At 39.5% G+C, this 24,550-nt stretch carries 13 protein-coding genes; all 13 read right to left on the bottom strand.

The window, feature by feature from the left end; translation table 11 throughout:
- Window positions 1-62: 62 nt before the first annotated feature.
- Window positions 63-2,690 (bottom strand): glycoside hydrolase family 3 C-terminal domain-containing protein, encoded by a 2,628-nt coding sequence (locus OXQ85_RS04940; RefSeq protein WP_267402701.1) that lies wholly within the window; start codon window positions 2,688-2,690, stop codon window positions 63-65.
- Window positions 2,691-2,878: 188 nt separating this feature from the next.
- Window positions 2,879-5,623, bottom strand: a complete 2,745-nt coding sequence (locus OXQ85_RS04935) for a T9SS type A sorting domain-containing protein (RefSeq protein WP_267402700.1) — start codon at window positions 5,621-5,623, stop codon at window positions 2,879-2,881.
- Between the two features lie 258 nt (window positions 5,624-5,881).
- Window positions 5,882-8,404, bottom strand: a complete 2,523-nt coding sequence (locus OXQ85_RS04930; protein WP_267402699.1) for a glycosyl hydrolase 115 family protein — start codon at window positions 8,402-8,404, stop codon at window positions 5,882-5,884.
- Window positions 8,405-8,620: 216 nt separating this feature from the next.
- Window positions 8,621-8,911 (bottom strand): glycoside hydrolase family 97 C-terminal domain-containing protein, encoded by a 291-nt coding sequence (locus tag OXQ85_RS04925; protein WP_267402698.1) that lies wholly within the window; start codon window positions 8,909-8,911, stop codon window positions 8,621-8,623.
- On the bottom strand, window positions 8,908-10,563 hold the full coding sequence (locus OXQ85_RS04920) for a glycoside hydrolase family 97 catalytic domain-containing protein (RefSeq protein ID WP_267402697.1): 1,656 nt from the start codon (window positions 10,561-10,563) through the stop codon (window positions 8,908-8,910). Before OXQ85_RS04920 ends, OXQ85_RS04925 begins: the two co-directional genes overlap by 4 nt.
- A 2-nt stretch (window positions 10,564-10,565) precedes the next feature.
- Window positions 10,566-11,933: a glycoside hydrolase family 43 protein gene (locus tag OXQ85_RS04915; RefSeq protein WP_267402696.1), complete on the bottom strand. Its 1,368-nt coding sequence runs from the start codon at window positions 11,931-11,933 to the stop codon at window positions 10,566-10,568.
- A gap of 112 nt (window positions 11,934-12,045) precedes the next feature.
- The gene (locus tag OXQ85_RS04910) at window positions 12,046-13,452 is read right to left on the bottom strand and encodes a glycoside hydrolase family 43 protein (RefSeq protein ID WP_267402695.1); all 1,407 of its coding nucleotides are present in this window, start codon (window positions 13,450-13,452) and stop codon (window positions 12,046-12,048) included.
- A gap of 6 nt (window positions 13,453-13,458) precedes the next feature.
- On the bottom strand, window positions 13,459-15,483 hold the full coding sequence (locus OXQ85_RS04905; protein WP_267402694.1) for an NPCBM/NEW2 domain-containing protein: 2,025 nt from the start codon (window positions 15,481-15,483) through the stop codon (window positions 13,459-13,461).
- 17 nt (window positions 15,484-15,500) lie between these two features.
- Window positions 15,501-16,874, bottom strand: coding sequence for a glycoside hydrolase family 43 protein (locus tag OXQ85_RS04900; protein ID WP_267402693.1), 1,374 nt, complete (start codon window positions 16,872-16,874; stop codon window positions 15,501-15,503).
- Window positions 16,875-16,891: 17 nt separating this feature from the next.
- The gene (locus tag OXQ85_RS04895; protein ID WP_267402692.1) at window positions 16,892-18,010 is read right to left on the bottom strand and encodes a family 43 glycosylhydrolase; all 1,119 of its coding nucleotides are present in this window, start codon (window positions 18,008-18,010) and stop codon (window positions 16,892-16,894) included.
- Between the two features lie 12 nt (window positions 18,011-18,022).
- Window positions 18,023-20,584: a glycosyl hydrolase 115 family protein gene (locus OXQ85_RS04890; RefSeq protein WP_267402691.1), complete on the bottom strand. Its 2,562-nt coding sequence runs from the start codon at window positions 20,582-20,584 to the stop codon at window positions 18,023-18,025.
- Window positions 20,585-20,661: 77 nt separating this feature from the next.
- Window positions 20,662-22,587 carry an alpha/beta hydrolase-fold protein gene (locus tag OXQ85_RS04885; protein WP_267402690.1) on the bottom strand — a complete coding sequence of 642 codons (1,926 nt, stop codon included), beginning with the start codon at window positions 22,585-22,587 and terminating at the stop codon, window positions 20,662-20,664.
- Window positions 22,588-22,915: 328 nt separating this feature from the next.
- Window positions 22,916-24,526 carry a glycoside hydrolase 43 family protein gene (locus OXQ85_RS04880; RefSeq protein WP_267402689.1) on the bottom strand — a complete coding sequence of 537 codons (1,611 nt, stop codon included), beginning with the start codon at window positions 24,524-24,526 and terminating at the stop codon, window positions 22,916-22,918.
- Between the last annotated feature and the right edge of the window lie 24 nt (window positions 24,527-24,550).

Raw genomic sequence — 24,550 nt, 5'->3', positions numbered from 1 at the left:
AGTGTGATATCTCTAATACTATATTTTAAACTGATTTTATATCTAAATTTAATTGTAAAAGTTTAATTTACTTTCAATTGAAGACTTTTCAAACCTGCTTCATCGGAAGTTCCGCCGTAGAAAATCGTGTAATCTCCTGCTTTTGGAGCCAAATCATCTACTTTTTCATCATAAAATGTAAATGAATCTTTAGAAATCGTTAATTGAATATTTTTTGTTTCCTGAGATTTAATTAAAACCCTTTCAAAAGCTCTCAAAGTCTTTACTGGTGCCGCAGGATCATTATTTCTTTTTACATAAACCTGAATCACTTCCTCACCATCTTTTTCAGAATTATTTGTAACAGGAATCGTAATTGTAACATTTTCATTGGAATTGATGGTATTTTTGTTCAGCCTAGCATTTCCGTAAACAAATTTTGAATAACTCAACCCGTGTCCGAAAGCGTACAACGGTTTTTCAGTCATATAGCGGTAGGTTCTTCCGACCATATCGTAGTTTTCAAAACCCTGATGTTTGCTGGTTTTGGACAAATTATTGTCAAGCTGTTCCAGATTTTTATAAAATGTAATCGGTAATCTTCCGGATGGATTGTAATCTCCCGCCAAAACGTCTGCAACCGCAGTCCCTCCGGATTGTCCACCATACCAAGCATTGATCAACGCATCATAATTTTTTTCATCCTGCACTAAACCTAATGAACTTCCTGTACACAGAACAAAAACAACTGGTTTTCCTGTTTTTCTTAATTCAGCCAGCAATTCGCGTTGAACTTTTGGTAGATCGATAGACGTTTTATCGCCGCCTTTGAAACCTTCTGCATTCACCATCATTTCTTCGCCTTCCAAACTTGGAGAAAGTCCACCCGCGAATACAATAACGTCCGCATCTTTCACTTTTTCCTTTACTGCAGCAAAATTAACAGGATCTTTTCTGTACACATCAAAAGTGATGCTTACATATTTCCCTTTTTGGGTGTGGCGCAATTCAATATTGTATTCCTTGCCTTTTTCCATTTTTACAGGAAATTCCGAAGGATGTCTCGCATCGGGGCCTTTTCTGGTGGCGATTTCTTTACCGTCAACAAAAAGTGTATAAACATCGGAAGTTGATGGCGAAAGAATCACATCGCCCGTGTAAGGGCTTTTGAAAACGCCGGAAATAATAGCCGATGTATTTTCTCTTCCGACATTCGGGGCAAGCTGAGTTCCGCCAAAACTGTTGTAATTGATTCCGCTTTTATTGACAGAAACATTAGCGGGAGTTCCTTTGAATTCATTGTTGTTGAAAAAGGTAACTTTCATTCCTTTTTCGCCGTTTTTCTGGCTTAAAAAGTTTTGGTAAAGCGAAGTTCTGGAAGACGGATCAGCCACTTCGGTTCCTTTTTCATAAATAATTTCAGTGTTTGGAAATTTTGTTTTAATTCCACCCAAAATCGTTACGATGGAAGAAGGTGTTCCGTTGTAATTTCCCAACTGCATCAGTCCGTCATCAGCATTTGGACCTACAACTGCGATTTTTTTGATATTTTTATTTAAAGGCAAAACTTTCTTCTCGTTTTTCATCAGAACAATAGATTTCTGAGCCATTTTTAACGCCTGTTTTTTATGCTCTTCAGAATCCACAACAGAATATGGAATTGAGTTCCAGTGAACGGAAGATTTCGGATCCAGCATTCCCAATTCAAACCAACCTTTCAGAATTCTTCGCATCGAAATATCGAGGTCTTTTTCGGTGATTAATCCGCTTGCGAGAGATTTGTTTAAATTATTATACGTGTCGCCACACTCTAAATCTGTCGAATGTTTCAGAGCATCTGCGGCGGTACTTTTTTCATCAGGATGTGTTCCGTGGTACTGTTTCTGGTAGAAATCTGCCAAAGCCCAGCAATCGGAAACGACCATTCCGTCATAGTTCCATTTTCCGCGAAGAATTTCTGTCAATAAAGTATTGTTAGCACAGCAAGGCTGTCCGTCGAATGCATTGTAAGCGCACATCACTTCTCTCACATTTCCCTCTAAAACCAATGCCTTGAAAGCGGGAAGATAGGTTTCGTATAAATCTCTTTTCGAAACTTCTGCATTGTAAGAATGTCGGTTCCACTCCGGACCGCTGTGAACGGCGAAATGTTTGGCGCAAGCGTGGGTTTTAAAATATTTCGGATCGTTTACCTGCAAACCTTTTACCGCAGCAACACCTAAAACAGAAGTCAGATACGGGTCTTCACCATAGGTTTCCTGACCTCTTCCCCATCTTGGGTCGCGGAAAATATTGATATTTGGTGTCCAGAAGGTAAGTCCTTCATAACGTCCGGTTTTTTGAGATTCATCGAAAGATCTATTGTATTTTGCACGGGCTTCATCAGAAATCATTTCAAAAGTTTTGAGATGTTCAGGAACGTCCCAAGTTGCTGCCATTCCGATTGCCTGCGGAAAAACCGTGGCTGTTCCTGCCCTTGCGACACCATGAAGCGCCTCGTTCCACCAACCGTAACCGGGAATATCCAGTCTCGGAACTGCTTTGGAATTGTCCATCATCATTCCGATTTTTTCATCAACCGTCAATAATCCGAGAAGATTTTCGATTCTCTGCTCGACCGGAAGTTTAGGGTTTTGGAATGGGTATTTGAAAGTTTGTGCGGATGAGACTGCACAAATTAGTATTGACAGTGAGAAAAAGAGTTTTTTCATGGGATAAAATTTTTTAGATCAATTTTATTGTCGGATCACTATAAAAATGATATTTCAATTCGGTAAAAGCAAATATATCATAATATAATTAATAAATGTATAATTAACACTTAATTTATTTGATTTTTCCTAATTAAAAAGCCACCAGAAAAATCTGATGGCTTAATCTGTTGATGGAAAATCAAATCTTATTTTTTGATTAATTTATGCACAGATGTATTTCCTGCAACCGCTACTTCTACGAAATACAGACCTGAAGGCAGATTTGATGCTTCAATTCTGTTTTTTCCTAAAGAAAGCTCTCTTTTCGAAATAATCACACTTCCTTTCGCATCGTAAATTGTGTAGAAAGCATTACCTTTTTTAATATCAATGAAAAACTCGGTCTTAACAGGATTTGGATATACCTGTACCTCATCAGCAGTAAGTGCAGATTCTGAGGTGGTCAAAGTAGCAAAACTCAGCGGTAAAAATGCTGCAGTATACGGATTTCCTTCTGTAATATATCCCTGGAAAGGATCAATCGTCGGTTCGCTCCCTGCAACCACTTTGTAAAATCCGGTCACATTGTTTTCTGTTTTTAAAACATAAGCCCCTGCATAAACTTTAATTTGTTGATAAACGCCATTCACTTGGTTTACCGTAATCGCTTTTGGTGTTGATACAGATCCTGTTCCTGTGAAAGTGACCGTTCCTGTCGCTGCGATTAACACCGGAGTATTGGCTGGAATCATTCCTGTTATCGGTGAACACGCCACACTGCCTGAGCCGGGAATCATCGTGTAAGCCGTTACATTCGCCGGAACTGCTGCCTGAAATGGCAATAAAACAACTCCGTAGCCGTTAAAGTTTCTGGTGTAGGTTGCTGAAGCCGCCGTAAAATCAAACGGAACCTGAAAATCTTTTCCCTGATCTGAAAGCGTCAGTGTCCTGCAGTTTGTTCCTGAAATAACATTGGTATTGGTGTTTGCCACACTGCTGTTGATATAAAAAATACTGTTCTTGTTCTCAGAACCAGCGATCCAGCTTGAAGTTGGCGTGATGCCGGTTACCGTACGGAAATCTAATGAAGTATACTGGTTGTTTTCCATCGCATCCAAAAGACTGCTGTCTGTCTCGGTATATGCTCCGGTAAATTTTGCAGCTCTTTCATTTCCGACATTAAAATAAACATCCCCAAGATTTAAGGTTAAAATAGAACTGTAATTTCCACTTCTTAAACCTAAAATCCCTTTACATCCGAACGGAAGTGTTGCCCTCGAAAGATCAAAAACCAGATTAAAGCTTCCGGATCCGGGTGCAGGCAAATTCACGCTTCCATAATTGTAATTTCTTACCACATTATCATTATCAACATAGTACAATGTCGTGTTTGATGATGACTGACCAAGCGTTGTCGTATAACTTAAAATATTTAAAACCAATTTATTATAACGATCATTCAAAGCGATATACCCATTCGCTGCCGTCATATTCTGGCTGAAAAGCGGTGTCGAATTATAAAACGTCACGGTCTGCCCTGAAATCTGGTGTGCTGTACCAAAGGCCGGATTTGTCGTTGCTAAAGTTTCAATTTTATTGTAATGAATTTCAGTTCCAGTCATGTTAGAAACGGGTCGGTCGCCACTTTTTGTAAACACAAAAGTCATTACACTAGACGGTGCCACAGACACCTGCGGTCTGAATGTATCGGTAGTAAAGGTCAACGGCGCCGACGTCATATTCTGTGTTTGAGAAGTAGTAATGCTGTTCGCAGAATTGGTATAAAAAGGAAGATCGACCTTAAGATTATAAGTGTTTGTGGAAGAATTTATTACCATTAACGTCACCTGATTTCCATCCAGAGAAATATAGGAAGAACCTTCCAGACTGCCTGTTGCCACTTCCCATTTGGTATCAATTCTGTTTTTGTTGGTGGTGGTTTTAGCATATTGAGATAAAATGTAACCGCGTTTGGTCATTTCACCTGCAACGGTTCCATTTGTACCGTCACCCATCATTCCATAATATCTTTTGGATGCATAGTGTATCCATGCGTTCACATTTCCAAGCATCGCATTGTTGACCGCTCTCGCAAAAGAAAAACCATCAATCGACCAACTGAAATCACGTGCGGGAACGCTTGTATTAGAGTTCCAGTTGATTAGATATTCTGTCTGCCAGATCTGTTTATTATTCGCCTGAAACTGCTTGTATGCCGATTGCATACTTCCATATTGGTGTCCACCATAGACTTCAAAATTGGCCATGGTTGCCGTATTTAAAAAGGCATTGGCAAAATTATCTGTAAACCCAACACTTTCGGGAGCAATGACGTTGCAATTGATGAGCTGGCCATAATCTCTTACAAAATTTGCGATCTGAGTTGGTGTCCAGATGCAGCCTGCGTATTGCGCCATTTCATCCGGCTCGTTTTGAATTGAAATATAATCCAGCGCCACGCCATTATTTGCAAGATAGGTTACAAAACTGTTCAAATGCAAAGCGTAATCCTGATAATGTTCCGGTTTTAGATAGCCGATCTGTTGCACACCGTTGGCATCCGTAAAAACGGCATTTGAATGATTATTTGTTTTCCATGCTGCAGGCATTGTCCAGGGGCTTGCGAAAACGATCAGTCCCATTGCCTTTGCCTGTTGAGCAGTTGCTAAAACCTGCGACCAGTCCGCTTGATTTTCAGGAATATATAACCTCAAAATATTGTATCCTGCGTCGGTTGCGCCGGTTCCCCAAAGTTTCTGAATCTCTGTCGGAGTCATGTGGTTGTACGCAAACTGCGGACTGCACACGAAACCGCCATAGCCGGTCACCTTTTGATACACAATATTTTTGTCTATTTTTACTTTTGCAGGCAACACTGTCTGTGCATCTGCAAATTGAGTACAGGTGATGCCTACCGCCAGAGCAAGCATCCGGTTTAAAATTTTTTTCATAATGTTCTAGTTTTAATTTTGATAATTTTCAGTAAAGTTTGGATAATACAATCCTCTTCAAGACAGTTTATGATTAAAAACCATCAAGAAAATACCCTGAAAAGTTTCAGGCAGCTATCGTAAATAAAGTTATACTACAAGATCCTTAGCTCTTTCCTGTACATTATTTTGTTGAAAAACAATACTTAGAATTCAGAGGTGAAATGGATTAATGTTTCATAGGCAAAACGTAGATTATTATTAATATTCAGCTGATTTTTATTGAAGAATTTCACTTTCGGGTGCACCCAGATAAGAAGGCTGTAAGCCTCCTGTATTGATCAATATTTTTTCAAGCACGATTCCCGGCTCAAGCACTCTGAATCGCAGCGTATGTTTTCCGGGTTGAGAAATCTTGTGTTTTGTTGCAGACTTGATGATATGCTCGGATTGCCATCTTCCCAATTCACCTTTGTAATGACCATTGAAATTGACAACCTGCGGAGTTCCGCCATCAAAGGAAATCTCATAACGCAAACCTTTATTATGATTGAAATTCAAATTTGGTGCTAATAACAGCTGGACTTCAAATTCACCTTTGGATTCAAAATTCATATCATATTCCAGATAAATATTTTCATCAGCTTTCGGATAAGCATTTTGAGGAAAGGTCGTTACGCCGGATTTGGTTTTTCCGAAATCAGGAATAACTTCCCAATGGATTCGGTCTGAATTATTCATTCTTGAAAAATTTTCCGCCTCAATGGAAACATAACCGTTTTTCTCCTGAAACACTTTTTCTTTCGGAACTTCAGACTCAGAAACACGGGTAACTTCGGGCATTATATTTTCTTTTCCGTCAAACCAGGCTTTGTATCCTATTCTCATCTGGTCCATCATATGCTGCCATTTTCCACCGGCAATGACGTTGTTATACTGATTGTCGAGATAAGCATTTCTATCAAAACATTCTTTGACTTTATCCGCATAGACATTAGCTTCAACATCTTTTTTAGTTGCCAATTCTTTGTTTTTTGCCACTGCGTAGTACATTTCATACAGATTGCTGCACGCATCAATCGGATATAAAACCAGCTGAAAGTACGCGTCCTGATATGCTGCCGGAATCTTCTCTTTCAAACGTAAAGCTTCTAATGCCAAAGACCTGTAATCATTTAAAACCGTTTCAAATTCATTATAATTTTGAAGGCTGTAGGTTTTCCAGTCCAATGTTTCGGGCGTTACTCGGCGGTTATATTTTGAATAAAGATTAATCATTCCCGCAATTTCTTTGGCATATTTTTCACCAAACTGTTGTGCAGCCCATTTTTCGGTATATTCTAAAAGATTTTTTGAATTGAATTGTTTCGGATTCCAGGCCATTTCCAGGAAAAAGCTGATTGGGAACTCCATCGGTTTTAAATCCCCGACATTGACGACCCAAACCTTATCCACTTTATGTTCATAGGAAAGATTCATCTGTTCCCAAACTCTCTGAATCGGACTGATATTAATCCACTTTGAATTTCTTGGTCCGCCCACATAATCGAAGTGGTAATACATTCCGTAACCGCCTTTATGTAAAGGTTTTGAAAGGTCCGGAAGTTTTCGCACGTTGCCCCAGTTGTCATCACAAAACAATAAAATTACATCGTCCGGAACCCGCATTCCTTTGTCATAATAATCCTGAACTTCTTTATATAAAGCCCAAACCTGAGGCGTTTTCTCCGCTTTTTTTCCTGTTACGTCAGCAATAATTTTTCGCTGGTCTTTTACGATTTTTTCAAGTAATGAGATATTAGTTCCCTCTCCCATCGCTTCATCGCCGTCGCCACGCATTCCCACTGTGACTAATTTTTCCCAGTTTTTGCTTCTTTCTAACCCCAATTTCCAGAATTCCTGCAAAACTTTCTCATTTTTCGAATAATCCCAGACGTTCGGTAAATTATTTTTTTTGATGTATCGATGCCAATCGGTTTGAGCCTGAGCCATCGGTTCGTGGTGCGAAGTTCCCATAATGATTCCCATTTCGTTGGCTAAAGGTCCGTTCAAAACGTCATCATCATAAAAAGCCTTTCCCCACATTGCAGGCCAGATGTAATTACCCTTCATTCGTAAAATCAGTTCAAAAACTTTTTCATAAAATTTAGAATTGATTCCTCCAAACGTTGCTCTTGCCCATCCTCCGAGCGAAGGTTCTTCATCATTCAGGAAAATGCCACGATATTCTACCGCAGGTTCTCCGTCGGTGTAAATTCCTTTTTTAAAGTATAGATTTTCTTTTTTCTCAACCGGAACATCCGCCCAGTAATACCAAGGTGAAACCCCGATTTGTTGCGACATTTCGTAGATTCCGTAAATTGTTCCGCGTTTGTCGCTTCCTGCAATCACAATTGCTTCGGAAACGCCGGGAAACGGATTGCTGATATTTTGAATGATGTATTTTTCATTTTTTCCAGCTAATGATTTTCCGTCGATTTTCTTTTGTTTAATCAAATCATCAATCGCCGATTTTGTTCCGACTGTCCCGATGATAATCAGCGGAGATTGCTGTCCGGAAATCTGATTTAAAATATTTGGCTGACTTCCTGTAACTTTCTGAAAATCGGATTGCAAATTTTTAACAGCTCTCAAAATTCCATTATCAGTTCCGAAATTAACGAACATTGAAAGAGTAACCGATTTTTCTTTTAAAACAATGGTTTCTAAATTTTTTTCCGTGCTGATGAATGGTTGCGCCGCTTTGAGCTGCAAACAAAGTCCGAATATGATGACGAGAAAAAATATTTTTATTTTATTCATATTTTTTGTTTTATATAATGAACCCTTTTCAGGATTCGGATTTTATTTACTTTTCGTTTTCCATAGGTTGCACCTACGGCTATTGATATTGAATCCTTCGGATTCTATTGCGGTGAATCTCTCGCAGCCCGACCTGAGTGGAGCTCTTTTTATGAGGAGGAACGACGAGCAAAAAAGCGGGAACGGAGGGCGGATTAAGCTGCCCAAATAATTATTTTAATTTCTCAAAACAAATCCTCCGTTCGGCTGAATTTCTATGTTGAATTCTCCTTTATTATTAAACTTCACTTCTTTTTCCGATGAATTTCCCTGAGCATCATCATTAATGAATTTCACCGTTTTACCGGCAAGCATTGGAAGATTAATTTTCAGTTTTTTAACCGTTTTTTCCGCATTGATTCCCGACACATACCATTGATTCTGATGTCTTCTGGCAATCACGGAATATTTTCCGGGGTATCCGTCGATGAACACTGTTTCGTCCCAAAGCGTCGGAACTTCTTTCATAAAATCGAGCTGGAATTCGGTGCGTCGCTCAGGTTATTCGGCATTACACCAAACATCTGAACCGGATTTTGAAACAGAACAGCCGTTGCCAACTGGAAACCATCTGTTGTGTATCTTTTATTTTTATCCTTGTTGGATTTTGTTAAATATTTGTTGAGGAAAGTTCCGCCAAACTCCATACTTCCGACCGTATTTCTGATGAACGGATGTAATGTGGCGAAAAACGCTTCCTGTTTGCGGACATCTTCTGAAAAATACAGCATTTCCGAAGCTAAAACAGCCTCGCTTCCTGCATAATTCGGATACATCACTTCCCAGCCTCTTGGTAAAGTTGCTCCGTGGAAAATGATTTTTAATCCAAAATCATTAGCATCGGAAAGAATATCTTCATAAAGACGCATCGTTTCCTGCTTGTCGCCCCCGAAAAAGTCGACTTTCAGACCTTTTACACCGATATCTTTCAGCCATTTCATTTCCTTTTTTCGTTCGATGGATGAGCTCATTTTATTTCTCGGTCCCATCGGCGCATCATTCGCCGCACCGTTGGAATTGTACCAAAGCAATACCTCAACATTTTTGGATTTGGCATACTGAATGAGTTCTTTCATTCGTTCTTTTCCGATATTTTTGTCCCAAAGTGCATCAATCAAAATATATTCATAACCCAGTTTTGATGCCAAATCGATAAAGAGACTCTGGTCTTCGTAATTCATACTGTTGTCCTGCCAAAGAATCCAGCTCCAGGTAGATTTTCCGAAAGTGTATTTTTGTGAAGGTTCATACATTGGTTCTACGACATCAAAAGGAATTGTCGTTTCAACAATCGGTTTCAAAGAATCGCCAATGGTGATAGTTCTCCAAGGTGTTTTTCCAGGAAGTGAAATGGCAGCTCCGGAACTTCCGAAACCATTGTTTTCAGCCATATTCGGATAAGCAACCTGGTAAAGATTCTTTTCTGACGTTGTATCCAAATGAGAAGCGCAGTAAAAACTGTTCACTCCTGTTTCAGACAATAAAATCCAGCCGTCATTTCCAATATGAAATAGTCCAGGAAAAACGTAACCATAATCGGCTTTTGTTCCTAATTCTGCATCAGCTTTGTAACCGCTTTCGTAGCTTGGAGCGGTTCTGGCAAAACCTGTCATCGGCTTCATCATTGGAGAAAGGAAAGTTGTGGTTTGAGAAGGGAATCTATAACCCGTAATTTCCGATTGTACAACTGCGCTCAAACGGTCTTTCATCGGCTGAATCTCATATCTGAAAGCGACATTATTATCGCTCACCCGAAATTCAATTCCGATATTGAAGTTATCTGCATTGGTAAAACTGACTGTCAGAGTATTAGCCGTATAAGTAACCTGTGATTTTTTGATTTTTTCGTTTGTATAATTTTTGAAAACCTTATCTTTTTTGCTGTCAATGAATTTTAAATTTTTAGAGAAATCAGATTCATTGGTTACTAAGCCCAGTGGAGATTTATCAAGCATAGCTTTTCCCTTAAAAGTAACATTATAAAGCGCTTTTCCATTTTCGGAAAAGACATTCAGTTTCAATTTTCCGTCAGGACTGGAGATTTCTGCAACCTGTGCAAAAACAGTATTCACAATGAGAATACTAAACGCAAGTGATAGTTTAAAAAAAAGTTTAATCATAATTAATGAGTTTCAAGAAAAGTCCAATAATCGAAAAACATAATATCTTTTGCTGCTTTTCCATTACATACAAAATACACATCATGAACACCAGTAATTTTTTCCTTCACTTCAGTTTTCACAGTTTCCCAACGGTCGTCTCCACCGGTCAAAGGAACTTTTACCGTGGCGATAATCGGTCCGCTTACACTGTCCAGATGAATGTCCATCATCACATCGCTGTTGTGTGTCGTTCCAACTCTGGCTGAAAATATTGATGCTCCTTTTTTGCCAAAATCCACATTTTTCACACTGGTGTAAGCGCCACTTTTTTTAGCTTTGATAAAGACGCCTGCTTCTTTGTTCTGATAAGATTTTACATTTTCTGACCAGGCAATCATTTCTGCCTGATTAAAAGCATAAGGATTAATGGTTGCAATAGCTTTGGTAATTCCATTGGTCATTTTGATGGGTAAAATAGAACCGTCTTTATTAAAATTAAGTTCTTCCACACTCACCGACCTTGTGAAACCGCTTCCTCCCGGCAACGCACCGTTGTGATAAAAGAAATAGGTTTTCCCTCTGAAATCAACAATTCCGGGATGATTAGTGAAAGATTTCCCTTCGGTTGGCATTACGATTCCGCTGTATTTCCACGGTCCCTGTGCACTTTTACTGGTGGAATATCCAATGAATTCAGGAAGTGGACCGCCCGGCCAGAATAGATAATACAGATTTTTTCGCTTGTACAGCCAAGGTCCTTCTTCATATTTTGTCGGTCTTTCCGGGTTTTCTTTTCCGTCCCTTTTCCCGAAAGATTCTGCGGTCATTGGCACTTCCACAATATCGCCAGAATAGGAAATCATATCCTGATTGAGCTTAACCATTTTAAGTTTGGGATTTCCCCAGTACATATAAGCCTGACCGTCGTCATCAATAAAAACCGTAGGGTCAATATCGCCCCATTCACTCTGAACCAATGGTTTTCCAAGCGGGTCGTGGAATGGTCCAAACGGACTGTCTCCCACCGCAACACCAATCGCTCCTTTGTTATTTGTTTTGGACCACATCGGAACATACATAAAAAATTTGCCGTTACTTTCCACGCATTGCGCTGCCCAGGCATCGCGTTTTGCCCAGTCGAAATCTTTATAGCTCAGAATGCTTCCGTGGTCAGTCCAGTTCACCATATCGTTGGTGGAATAGACCTTCCAGTCGTTCATCACAAACCAGGTGGAATCGTCCTCATCGTGAGTGGTGTAGACATAAAGCCTGTCGTTATACACCATCGGTGCAGGGTCTGCCGTATAATTGGTCTGAATAATGGGATTCTGGGAAAATAATATTCCCGAATAGCCTATTAAACAAAGATTGAGTATTGTTTTTTTCATATTTAACCTTTTTTGAACACTAAGGACACAAAGTTTTTATTTTTTTAAGTTTCACTAAGCCGCTAACGCTTATAAAAGTCTTACGCTATTAATTATAACAAAAGAATTTAATTTATTTTTTCTGAAAACTCCAGTGGTCGAAATTGAAAAGCACTCTTCCGGCTGTAATGTTTTTACCTTTAAAGACAAAATATACATCGTGAACGCCGGAAACCGATTCTGAAATTTTTGATGTCAGGGTTTTAAATTCTTCCCAACCTCCGGTTCTCGGAACTTCAATCCCGGCAATTTTATTTCCGTCCAATTTATCTAATCTCACTTCTAAAATTCCTCCGTCAACACCTGCAGCGATTGAAGCTGAAAATTCAGAAGCGCCTTTTTCAAAATCTACCGAACGAACTTTGATATAACCTCCCACTCTAGCATCGGAAACATAAACTCCCGTCTTTTTGTTTTCGGAAGTGCTGCATTTCTCTGACCAGGCTATTGTTTCCGCTTCATTTCTTTTGTAGGGATTGAGTGTTGCAACGGGATTTACACCCTCTTTGGTCATTGCAATTTTCGGAATGCTGCCATCCTGATTGTATTTGAATTCTTCAATAGATGTTGACCTTCCGTAACTTCCTGCGCCGGGCAATAATCCTGTGTGATAGAACAGGTAGGATTTCCCTTTAAAATCGATAATCCCGCCGTGGTTGGTGAAACTATTGGTCGGCTGTCCGGTCATTATTTTTCCCTGATATTTCCATGGTCCGGTCGGTGAATCGCTTATGGAATATGACAGACATTCGGTTCGGTCAGTCATTCCGGCATACATCATATAATATTGCTTGTTGCGTTTGTAGAACCAAGGACCTTCCACAAAAACATCTTTAAACTGTTCCTGTTTCTGCAAAACCTCATCACTTCTTCCGGGTCGTTTCAATCCGCCAAAAGCTTCTACCGATTGCGGAATTTCGGTGATTTTTCCACCATAGGAAACCATATCTTTGTTAAGCTTCACATAAAATAATTTGCTGTTTCCCCAATAAAGATAAGCCTGTCCGTCATCATCAATAAAAACCGTCGGGTCGATATTATCCCAGGTTCCCGTTGTCACCAATGGTTTTCCGAGTGCATCTTTAAAAGGGCCTGTCGGACTGTCAGATACTGCAACGCCAATCGCCATATTATTATCAACGGTCTGAACGCAGATATACCAATAAAATTTGCCGTTACGTTCAATGCATTGCGCCGCCCAGGCTCTGTCACGAGCCCAGCTGAAAGATTCCAATGAAAGCGGTGAACCGTGGTCGGTCCAGTTGACCATATCATCCGACGAGTACACTCTCCATTTCGTCATATAATAAAAATCATAGCCGGGAATATCGTCTCCGGTGTAGACATACATCTTGTTTTTGTACACCATCGGTGCAGGATCCGGTGTAAAATGGGTTTGGATAATCGGATTCTGGGCTGAAATAAAAGTACTCGCCAACAGGAATGATAATGCGATATATTTTGATTTAAATTGAATCATAATTAATTATTTTGATGAAATAAATTTATAATAAGCCACACCGTGCGCCGGAATATCCAGTGATAATGCCTGATTCGATGTACTGATTTTGGCAATATCCTTCTGTCTCCAAAGATCTCTTACGGTTTGACTACCGGAAATCCCGAGCTGTCTGAAATCTTTATAAGACATATTCACTTTTTCCCTTCCGAAATTGGCAAATGCCACTGCTTTTCCGCCGTCTTCAAGGTCTTTTACGTAAATTTTCAATTCGCCAATGGTCTGCAGACAAACGCCCTGTTTTCCTAAAGCATCCTGATTGACGGCAATCACTTCATCATTCGTTAAAAGATTTAAAGTAAAATCATCCAGTTTCTCAAGGTCGCAACCAATCAGTAATGGTGCTGAAAATATGCTCCAAAGACTGATATGCAGATATTGTTCGTCCGGTTTCAATCGGCTTTGATGCGGATTTCCCCAACCTACGACACCTACCACCAACATATCGGGGTCGTTCCAGTTGCCGGGTTTTGCGTAAGGAGCGGCTTTATCTTGGGCTAAAGCAATATTTTTAACACTCGCCCAGGTATCAGTAATGTCATTGGTGGTTCGCCAGGATTGTGCATCGGCATCATTTCCCCACTTCCAGACATCGCCCATCCCATATTGACAAAGATTGTACACAATATCACGAGGCTGATTTTTTAATAAATCTCCCATTAATTTAAATGGCTTTACGCCTTTATCTAAATCTCCTCCACCCTGAAAATTGAGGGAAGAAACTTTATTCGGGTCGTTATCAGGCAGACCGTCAATCACGCCGCCGTAACTGCACCAATCGTATTTCAGATAATCGATTCCCCATTTAGCGTAGCTTTCGGCATCCTGTTTTTCGTAGCCGTAGCTTCCTGCACAACCACCGCAAGTCCAAGGTCCGGGAGAAGAATAAATTCCTGCTTTCAGACCTTTTGAATGAAAGTAATCGGTTAATTCCTTCATATCCGGAAATTTTGAATTGGTCAGAATATAACCGTTATCGTCACGCATTTTACCTTTGAAAGACGGGTCTTTTCCGTCTCTGTTAAATTGCCACGAATCATCGATGTTGATGTAATTCCAGCCGTGGTTTACCAATCCTGTTTTAACCAAAGCATCGGCAGCGCGTTTTACTTTATCGGCAGAAACTTCGTGTCCGAAACAGTTCCAGCTGTTCCATCCCATTGTGGGTGTCAAAGCTATTTTGTCTCCGCTTTCTATTCTTAATTTTTTTGAAACTGAACCTTTTGTATTTTTAGCGGATAAAAGGACTTCATAGATTCCTTTCGTATCTATTTTTCCGGTGATAATTCCGGTCTGTGAATCTATGGTTAAACCTTTCGGAAGATTTTTCGCCGTAAAAGTCATCGGCCTGTCCCCTGTTGCTGCAACCCTGAACAAAAAAGGTGAGCCGGGACGAACGCCATAAACACCTGCTGAATTAATTTTTGGAGTTGCCGCTGGTTTTGGCGTTAAAATATAAGGTACTGATGAAATCGGATTAAATGTTATCAGTTTTGCACCGTCTGAAGTTTCAAACTTAGCATCTGCCCAATCGGCGTGGTCATAATAAGGTCCGTTTCCGCCATCTGTTACGACTAATTCTACTTGTTGTACACCTTCCAGCGAAACGGAAACAGGCTTTGCTTTATCGCCTAATTTCATTATTCCGCTTGACCAAAGCTTTTTGTTGTCGCCATAAATTTCAAATTCAACTGCGGGATTTTGATCTTTCATTTCGTCATCCAATCCTACCAAAGCTGAAAAGCTTTTTGCTTTACCGTTTAATTTAATCAACAAAGAACTTTCGGCGTGCGTACCAAAACCTCTTTTGAAAACTTCGCCGGCAATCGTCATAGGTTTTCCGTCCACCGAAGTATTGATGCCGGGTTTTCCGTGTCCCTGTGTTGCCACGCTTAAATCCAACTGGTCTAACCAAACGGTTGACTGTGCCTTGGAAATATTTCCCGACAGCAAAAATGTTACAGCAATTAAAAGTATTTTTGTCTTCAACATGATTTAAAAATTTGGATTTAATTAAATTTCCACCAATCAAAATAGAAAAGGTCCTTTTCACCTTTAAAAACAAAATATAAATCGTGGATTCCTTTTATACTTTTCAGAGGTGTATTAATGGTTTTATATAAGTCGCCCTCACCTTTTCCTGTAACGTTAACAACTCCCAGCAATGGCCCATTAAGAGCATCTGAACGTACTTCTATTTTTCCGCCATAAAGAGAAGCAACATTTACATCCAAAGATTTTACGCCTTTGGAAAAATCTACCCCTTGGATTTTAATATAATCACCATTGTTAATTGAGGTAACGATGACGCGGTCTGTGATTTTTTTGCCTCTGTTATAGGGTTGATTGCGTTCCCATTCTGTGACCATTTCTGTTTTCAGACCTTCGCTGTAAGCCATCGTTTCTGCTTCCACTTTTTTATAAGGGTTCAGAGTGCCCACTCTTTTTGCACCATCCGTAGTCCAGAAAGGAAGCTTCTGAATGGTTCCATCTGCATTGTAGGTAATTTCTGTGACACTAACAGACCTACGTTCGTAATGTTTGCTCATCGTCTGCATTCTAAGCATATGATTGAATCCGAAAACATAAGATTTACCTTTGAAATCTATGATACCGGGATGATTTCCGCTGGATCTCTGGTCGCCATCCATTATTACACCTCCATAATTCCAAGGACCTGTAGGCGATTTTGCCATTGCATAACCAATCCCTTCCGGACAACATTTAGAAGCGTAAGCCATATAGTAGATTCCGTTTCGTTTCCACGCCCAAGGTCCCTCCTGATATTTGAAAGGATCTGGCTGGTCTTTGACCTTCGCAAACGAGGGGTCTTTCGTAATTGGGCCAGCAAGAGATATCATATCTTCGTTGAGTTTAGCATACCAAAGATTCGGATTTCCCCAGTAGAGATAAGCCTGCCCGTCGTCATCAATTAAAACTGTGGGATCGATGTCATCCAGAGAATTTTTGATCAAAGGCTTGCCGATAGGATCGGTGAAAGGTCCATATGGACTGTCCGCCACCAAGACCCCAATACCCATATTGTTGGGCATTGGACAATACATATAGAATTTCCTTTTTCTTTCAACAACCTGTGGCGTCCAGGCACCGTTGTCGGTATTTACCCATTTAAAATCCTTGAGCGAAGCCACTACGCCGTGGTCTGTCCAATTGACCATATCTGTGGAAGTGTATAGTAACCAGTCTTTCATTTTGAATCCGAAGGCATCGTAGTCATCGTGGCTGGTGTACAGAAAAACCGTGTCATTATGAACCATCGGTGCAGGGTCTGCAGTGTACTTGGTTTGGATAATGGGGTTTTGAGCATTCATTGATATTCCTAAGAATAACAACCCAAAATTCAATATATATTTCTTTATCATATTAACTATTTTTTCGATTAATATTTAATAACCTGTTCCGTCCAGGTAGGTCCATTGATGTAAAACATTCCGTCTTTGTAATGCACCGGCTCGATTCCCATTTGCGGACCCAGTTCCCAAGGTTCGAAGGTCTGACTGTAGGGATAAGGTCGTTTTTCATACATAAAATAATGGCAGGAATTCCAGAGATTTCCGTCCGGACCGATGAATAATGCATTATGTCCTGTTTCCTGATAAGGATCTTGAGTATCTGTAAACTGCAGATTTTCATAGCCTCCATCTTTTGCCATTTGCTGTCTGTAACCTTTTTTGCGGGTCCCGAAAATCGGTTCAGGGGAAGCGAGTTCCCAAGGTCCTAAAGGTGATTTTGATTTCAGCAAACCCACTTCATAACCTCTTGTCCAAGTTGAAAAAAACATAAAATAGGTACCTTCTTTTTTAGTCACGAAAGGTCCTTCGATTCCGCCAACCATCCATTCCGGCCAGCCTGGTTGTTTTTTATCCAGGAATTTTTGAATGGGCGTGATTAATTTTCCTGTTTTTAAATCAATTTTAGCCTGAAATAATCCATTTCCGCTGCAATAGAGATAAACCTGTCCGTCCTCATCCTCAAACAAAGTGGCATCATTGTTATATTGTGGGGTGAGCGGACCATTCAGCAGTTTATATGGACCTGTCACTTTATCGGCTGAAAATAACCAAACGCTGTGTGTCGCCATTCCCTTCGGGTCTTCTTTGGTTACCTTTCCACTGTTTACAATCAGATAATATTTCCCTTTGATGAAATGAATTTCGGGAGCCCAAAAACGACCATCATAAGGGCAATCTTTTGGTAGTTTTTTAGCATCAATCAAAAAAGAATGCTGCTTCCAATTCACCATATCTTTTGAAACCAACATCCGGACTCCGGGATTTTTGCCTTCCCAAACAGGATTGGAAGTTCCCACACAATACCATAAATCATCGACCTTAATGATGAAGTGATCACGCATAGAAATGGCAGAATCCCTGGTAATCGGATTGGTGTATCGGAATTCTCTTTTAGCTGAAACTTTTGATGTTTCACCCTGAGCAAAATTCAGATTTGAAATAAAAATGAATAAAAATAATAACAGAATATCTTTAAAATTTTTCATATTTTGAAATATTTATCTTTTATAAGGACTTTCATCCATTTTCAAATACGTTTCTTCATAACCGCCGTTGTCTATGATGATTTTGTACAGTACAATTCCTGGGTCAAGAGGTTCTACCGTCAAAGTAAAATTGTCGTTTTGGTTTGCAGGAACAAGAAATGTTTCCACTTTTTCCACGATTCTTGCTGCTGCGGCAGGATACATTTTGGTGTAATTATTTGCCCAGTTCAAATCCTGATTGAGACCGATGGTTTTTGAGTTATTTTTATCGAGATAAGCTTTTACACTGTGTCCTCCTTTTTTGAACGGAAGCGTAGAATCAAAAATAAAATGAATTTTTACCTCGGAAGGTTTATTTTTAAGATTAAATTGATAGCTTATCGCTGAACCAGTCGTTTTTTCGGTGTAAGGCATCAATGCAATGCCGGAAAGTGTTCTTCCCAAACCAGGAATGACCGTACATTTTGTATTTGCTGAAGCTTTAACCTCAAAAAAATGTTCGGCTTCCATTGCAACTACACCATTCTTTTCTTCAAAAATATAACCGCCTGTTTTTGCATCTTGTTTCGTGATTCTGTAAACGGTTGGCTTGATATTTCCCTCTTTCGGTTCGTCCCAGGATTTGTAACCAATGTGCGTCTGGTCCATTATATGGTTCCATTTTCCATTGGAAATATTGAGGTTGTAATCTTTCATATATTCTGCATCTCTTGCGAAACATTCATCAGCATAGTCTGCCCACTCATTGGCTTTCAAATCTTTTTCTGTTGCTAGTTTATGATTCATTGCGACTGCATAATACATATCGTAAAGATTTGCCATTGCGCGAACGGGATGCAAAACGAGTTGTTTATAGGTATCTTTATAAGCCTCCTCTAAATTGATAAATTGTCTCAAAGCTCTTGTTTCTAAAGCCAAATATGCATCCCTTACCTGCAAAAATTCACCGCTTTGAAGATTATAGGTTTTATCATTCAGCATTTCTGCCGAAACTCTTGAATTGTATTTACAGTAAAGATTAATGATTTCTGCAATTTCCTTTGCATTGGTCTTTCCAAAATGTTCTTCAGCAAATTTCAATGAATAATTTTCAATATTGTCCTGCGTAAAAGAAGTCGGATTCCACGCCATATTCAGGAAGAAATCCATTGGATATTCGTTCGGTTTTAAGTCTCCTACATTCAAAATCCAGATTTTATCAACGCCGTAACTGTACGTTAACTGCAACTGTTCCCACATATGCGGAATCTGCGTCATATTCAGCCACTGATAGGCTCTTGGCGCACCGTGCAAATCAACGTGATAATACATTCCGTAACCGCCTGGATGCTTTTTGGAATTCAATTCAGGAAGTCGTCGTACATTTCCCCAATTGTCGTCGCAAAGCAAAATAATGACATCGTCCGGACCTTTCATTCCCTGATCGTAATATTCCAAAACTTCACTGTACAAAGCCCAAAGCTGAGGTGTCTTTTTTGCAGGTTTTCCTGTTACTTTTTCAATAACTTTTCTTTGGTCAGCCATTATCTGCTCCAACTGTTTGAAATTAGCTTCGGCACTTCCCAAATCGCTCATCGGTTCGTCGCCGTCACCACGCATTCCCATTGTTACGAGATTATCATAATTCTTATTACGACGAAATCCGTCTTCCCAAAATTTCAGGAGTGCTTCTTTATTGGTGTGATAATTCCATTCTCCATTTCCATATTCCTTACGGTGATTTCCCCATTCTTTTTGAGCTCGCATCATTGGTTCGTGGTGTGAAGTTCCCATTACGATTCCATATTCATCGGCAATTTTTGGATTAAGCGGGTCGTCTTCGTTAAAGGCTTTTCCCCACATTGCTGGCCAAAGATAATTGGCTCTGAGACGCAACAGAAGCTCAAACATATTCGCATACATTTTGCTGTTGATGCCTCCGAATTTCGTTCTTGCCCAGGTTCCAAAAGCGGGTTCCTCATCATTGATGAAAATTCCACGGTATTTTACCTTTGGCTCGCCCGAAGCAAAATATCCCGGAACGACATACGCTGAAGAACGTTTCTGAACGGGAACATCATTCCACCAATGCCACGGTGAAACACCAAGCTGTTTTGAGATTTCGTAAATTCCGTAAATCGTTCCCCGTCTGTCACTTCCTGCGATGATGAGCTGTTTTTTTGAATTTGATTTTGAATTATCTACGGTTGTAATGACAAAACTTTCCCACTTTCCTTTCAAATCTTTGGCATTGATTTTTTTTGATGAAATCAATTTATCAATCTGCTTGCTGGTTCCAACTGTTCCGATGATGATTTCAAATTCGCCGGAAGTTTCTGTGGTGAATAGATTCGGTAGTTTTCCTGTTACTTTCTGAATATCGTTCTGTAAATCTTTTGCAGCGCGAATGACGGCAACATTTTCTGATGGGTCATAAAATAAATCGGCAACCTTTCCTTCTTTTGAAACAATAGGGAATCCTTTATCATCTGAAATGATATTTTCTGTGATTCCTGAGGTTTGTTGCCCCAACAGTTTTAATAGCCCAAAAAAAAGGAATACTATTGATAATGTATTTGTTTTCTTATGCTTCATCGTAGCTTATTAGATTTTTTCAAAACCGTTTTTTAAATGTTTATTATTTCATAGACTTGAATAAAACAGGTTTATATCTACTTAAAAAGCTCCTGTGCAAACTGATGCAGACTGTCTCTCCAAACCTGCCAGCTGTGACCTCCAGGATAATCTCGGTACGAATATTTAATTCCTATTTTATCCAGTTCTTTCAGCATTTTCTGACCGTTTTCGTAAGCGATATCGTCTTTTCCGCCCATTGAAATCCAGAAATTTTTAACGTTGGATGAAAATGCAGATTTATTTTCATTTAAAAATTTGTACTGTTTATCGGCAACGTCCTGAAGCATCGGCAACATATATCCAGAACTGAAAACACCCAAGCTTGAGAACATATCCGAATTCTGAATTCCTGTATATAATGTATAGATTCCGCCCATAGAAAGTCCGGCTAAAGCACGATTTTCTTTGCCTTTTTTTATTCTGTAATTGGATTCGGCAAAGGGAATGATGGATTCTTTCAGCTCTTTTTCAAACATCTGGAGATTGCGCTCGCCAAAGTTTCGGATTCCACCTTGTCCGATATTGGCATCCGGCATAATGATAACCATCTTTTTAGCTTTCCCTTCCGCAATCAGATTATCTAAAATCAGATTGGTTTTACCTTGATTCGCCCAACCGCTTTCATCTTCTCCTCCGCCGTGTAAAATATACAATGCCGGATAAGATTCAGAAGAATTTTGGTCGTAACCCGGTGGCGTGTAGATGAAAACCCGTCTCCAAGAATTGGTCACTTTGGAATAGAAATTTTTGATGCGGATATCGCCGTGCGGAACGTCTTTTAAAGCATAAAAATCATCGCCATTAAAAGGAATATCGATTCCGCTGGCGTATCTTCCCATTCCATAGAAAGTCTTGCTGGATGGGTCTGCAACCGCAACACCATCAATCAGCAAAGAATAATAATGAAAGCTTCCCCTTTGTACATCCGTCGTTCCTGTCCAGAAGCCATCTGCGTCTTTTTTGAGGTCATATTTTTTTCCTAAATCGATTTGAACTTTTTGCGCTTCCGGCGCTTTTACCTTGAACATCACTCTTCCATCGGGAAGGATTTGAGGATACTGCGCATTCCTGATATTGGTTGCTGCAGGCGTTCCTAAGACGGTAAATCCATCAAATTTAGTTTTATCAACAGACTTAAATAAGAGCTGTGAAAAGATATATAAATCATTTTTCCAGACTTTGAAATCGTGACCGCCTGGCTCAATGTAGAAGATATGCGGGATTTTATTTTTCTTCAGATAATCGCTGGTTCTTTTGCTGAAAGGCATCAATCCGTCCGCATCACCACAGGAAATAAATATAAGTTTCATTTTCAATGCTTCCTGTGGATTCGGCAAAAGCTGATTCGGTTCTTTTGTATTGGGTGCTGAAGAAAATGCGCCCAGCCACGCAAATTTATCGATGTTGCCGAAAGCGAAATTCTGTGTTTGTCCGCCTCCCATCGACAAACCGGCTAAAGCTCGGTTTTCACGGTCTTTTTTGACAGGATATTTTTTTTCTACAAACGGAATCAGGTCATTCAGCAAATCTTTTTCAAAAGTTGCGAAGGCTTCGACTTTATCCGGAGCCATAATATTTCCTGTTGCTCTGTCATCTTTCATCGCACGGCCGTTCGGCAAAACGACAATCATCGGTTGCAGCTTTCCCTGTGCGTAAAGATTGTCCAGAATAACATTCGGTTTTCCCTGATTGAACCATTCTTTTTCATCTCCGCCAATGCCGTGAAGAAGATAGAGAACAGGATATTTTTCCCCTTTTTTGAATCCCGGCGGTGTGTAAATCAGAGCTTTCCGTGTAGTTCCAACGGTTTTTGATGTGTATTGAATCGTATCGATTTTTCCGTGGGAAATGGTTGAGTTTTCAATATCAAAACCCTTTAGAGCTTGTTTATCAAGAGTTTGTGCCGAAACAAACATTCCGGATAATACGAAACTTACTGCTAATATGATGGATTTGTTCATGATTTTTATTTGTATTTTTTACACTTATTAATTTAGATAAAAAAAAGACTGACAAGGGTTTTATCTTTTTACATTTTTAATGTTAATTATCATTGCCGCAATTAACAGGTCGCCTCTACGAGGCTTTGTTGTGATGACTATTTTTTTCTATTAACAGATTGCTGCTCCTACAGAACATCAATTTTCTTTCAAATAGCGAATCTTTTGCAGCCCGACTTGAGCGGAAATCCTTTTTTGCTTGTACTCTAGTTCTATTTAATCTGAAATCATCTGCAAAAAAGATTGAGAGCGGAAGGCGGATAAAGCTGCCCAAATTATTCAACTCTAATTATTCCGAACTTATATTCACTCTGAAAAAATCAACATCTACAAAACCTCCCAGATTTTTGGTTGCATAATTGAAAATCGCAAACTTTGAACCCATAAAAAATCTCCGATAATCGAAAATCATTTTGTAATCTTTTGCCATTTCGGTCCAGTTTTTCTGGTCGGTGCTGTAATAAAAATCGGCCAAATCTTTTCCGAGATTAAAATCGGCATCAATTTTAAAATAGACTTTGTCAGAATTCAGAGGAATTCTCTTTTTTTCATCTTTTTTAACACCTGTAACCGCCTTATTTTTACTATCTAAACTGACTTCATTGGTTGAAAAAACAATAAACTTTTTACCATCTTCCATTATTACAGATAAAATTCCTGAATCGCCGTTGAAAGCACTGAAACCTGCAACATCACCATCTTTCATAACTTTCACATCCAGAGCAACAATACCACTGGATTTCGGACCTTCCATTCTTTGGGTCAACGTATTCGGAGCGAGGTACAGATTATCGACGACTTTATTGGTTTTTAATCTTAAAAAGCCTTTTCTGTCGGATAAAGACCAAGCTGAATTGACAGGATTATGATTCCACTGCCACTGGATTTTCATCTTTTTGTTAGAAAATTCGTCACTTTCTACCAAATGATTTTTGGGTTTAAATGGAGCTAATGGAACTTCACCTTTCAAAGGAACTTTTCCATTATCACCTAAAATTGGCCAATCGTTTTCCCATTTCACAGGGAGCAAAATCGGAACTCGTCCTACTCCATTTCTGTCCTGGAAAATCAGTGAATACCAATTACCATTTTTATCGTCAATCAAAGCACCTTGTCCGGCGTAGGAAAATCCAAGAAAATTGTCTTCAAGAATAACTTTTTTCTCGTAAGGTCCGGTTACTTTATCAGCTCTGTAAACTTCCTGACGACGTTTTCCGCCTCTCGGCCAGGAAATCATCATCATATAATATTTTCCATCTTTTTTAATGATTTGATTGCCCTCCAAAAGTCCGGTTTCCGATTCATCTTTCTGGAAAACTTCTATTCCGTCCTGATTTCCGATAATGGTTTTAAAATCCGGGCTCAGCTCAAAAACTTTGTTGGAAGTGAAGACATACACTCTGTCGTCATCATCGAAAAGCAAAGATGCATCGTGAAAATGTCTGGTTCTTGTAATCAATTTCCAATCTCCTTTTTCAGGATTATCTGTAACATAGAAATAAGATTTGAAAGGCTCATCATTCGGGGAAAACAGAACGTAATATTTTCCTTTGTGAAAACGTATGGAAGAAGCCCATTGTCCTCGTCCGTAAACACTTCCGTCTATCAAATCATATTTGGAATTGTCATTTAAGGTGTCAAAAACATAGCTAGACATTTCCCAATGGACCAGATCTTTAGAATGCATTACCGGAGCGCCCGGCATCAGGTGCATTGTGGTGCTTATCAGATAAAAATCATCGCCGTTTCTTGTGATCGATAAATCCGGAGCGTCTGCCCAAATGATTGGATTGATAAATTGAGTTATCGCCTTTTCAGAGTGATTTATCTGGGCTGAAAGGTGATTCAGCCCGATAAATCCCAAAATAGAAACTATATAAAATGATTTATTAATTTTCACGGTTTTGAATTTGATGTTATTAAA

The sequence above is a fragment of the Chryseobacterium sp. GM_Chr_2 genome (assembly GCF_026540445.1).
Taxonomy (GTDB): Bacteria; Bacteroidota; Bacteroidia; order Flavobacteriales; family Weeksellaceae; genus Chryseobacterium.
This window is presented reverse-complemented; position numbering and strand designations above follow the sequence as displayed.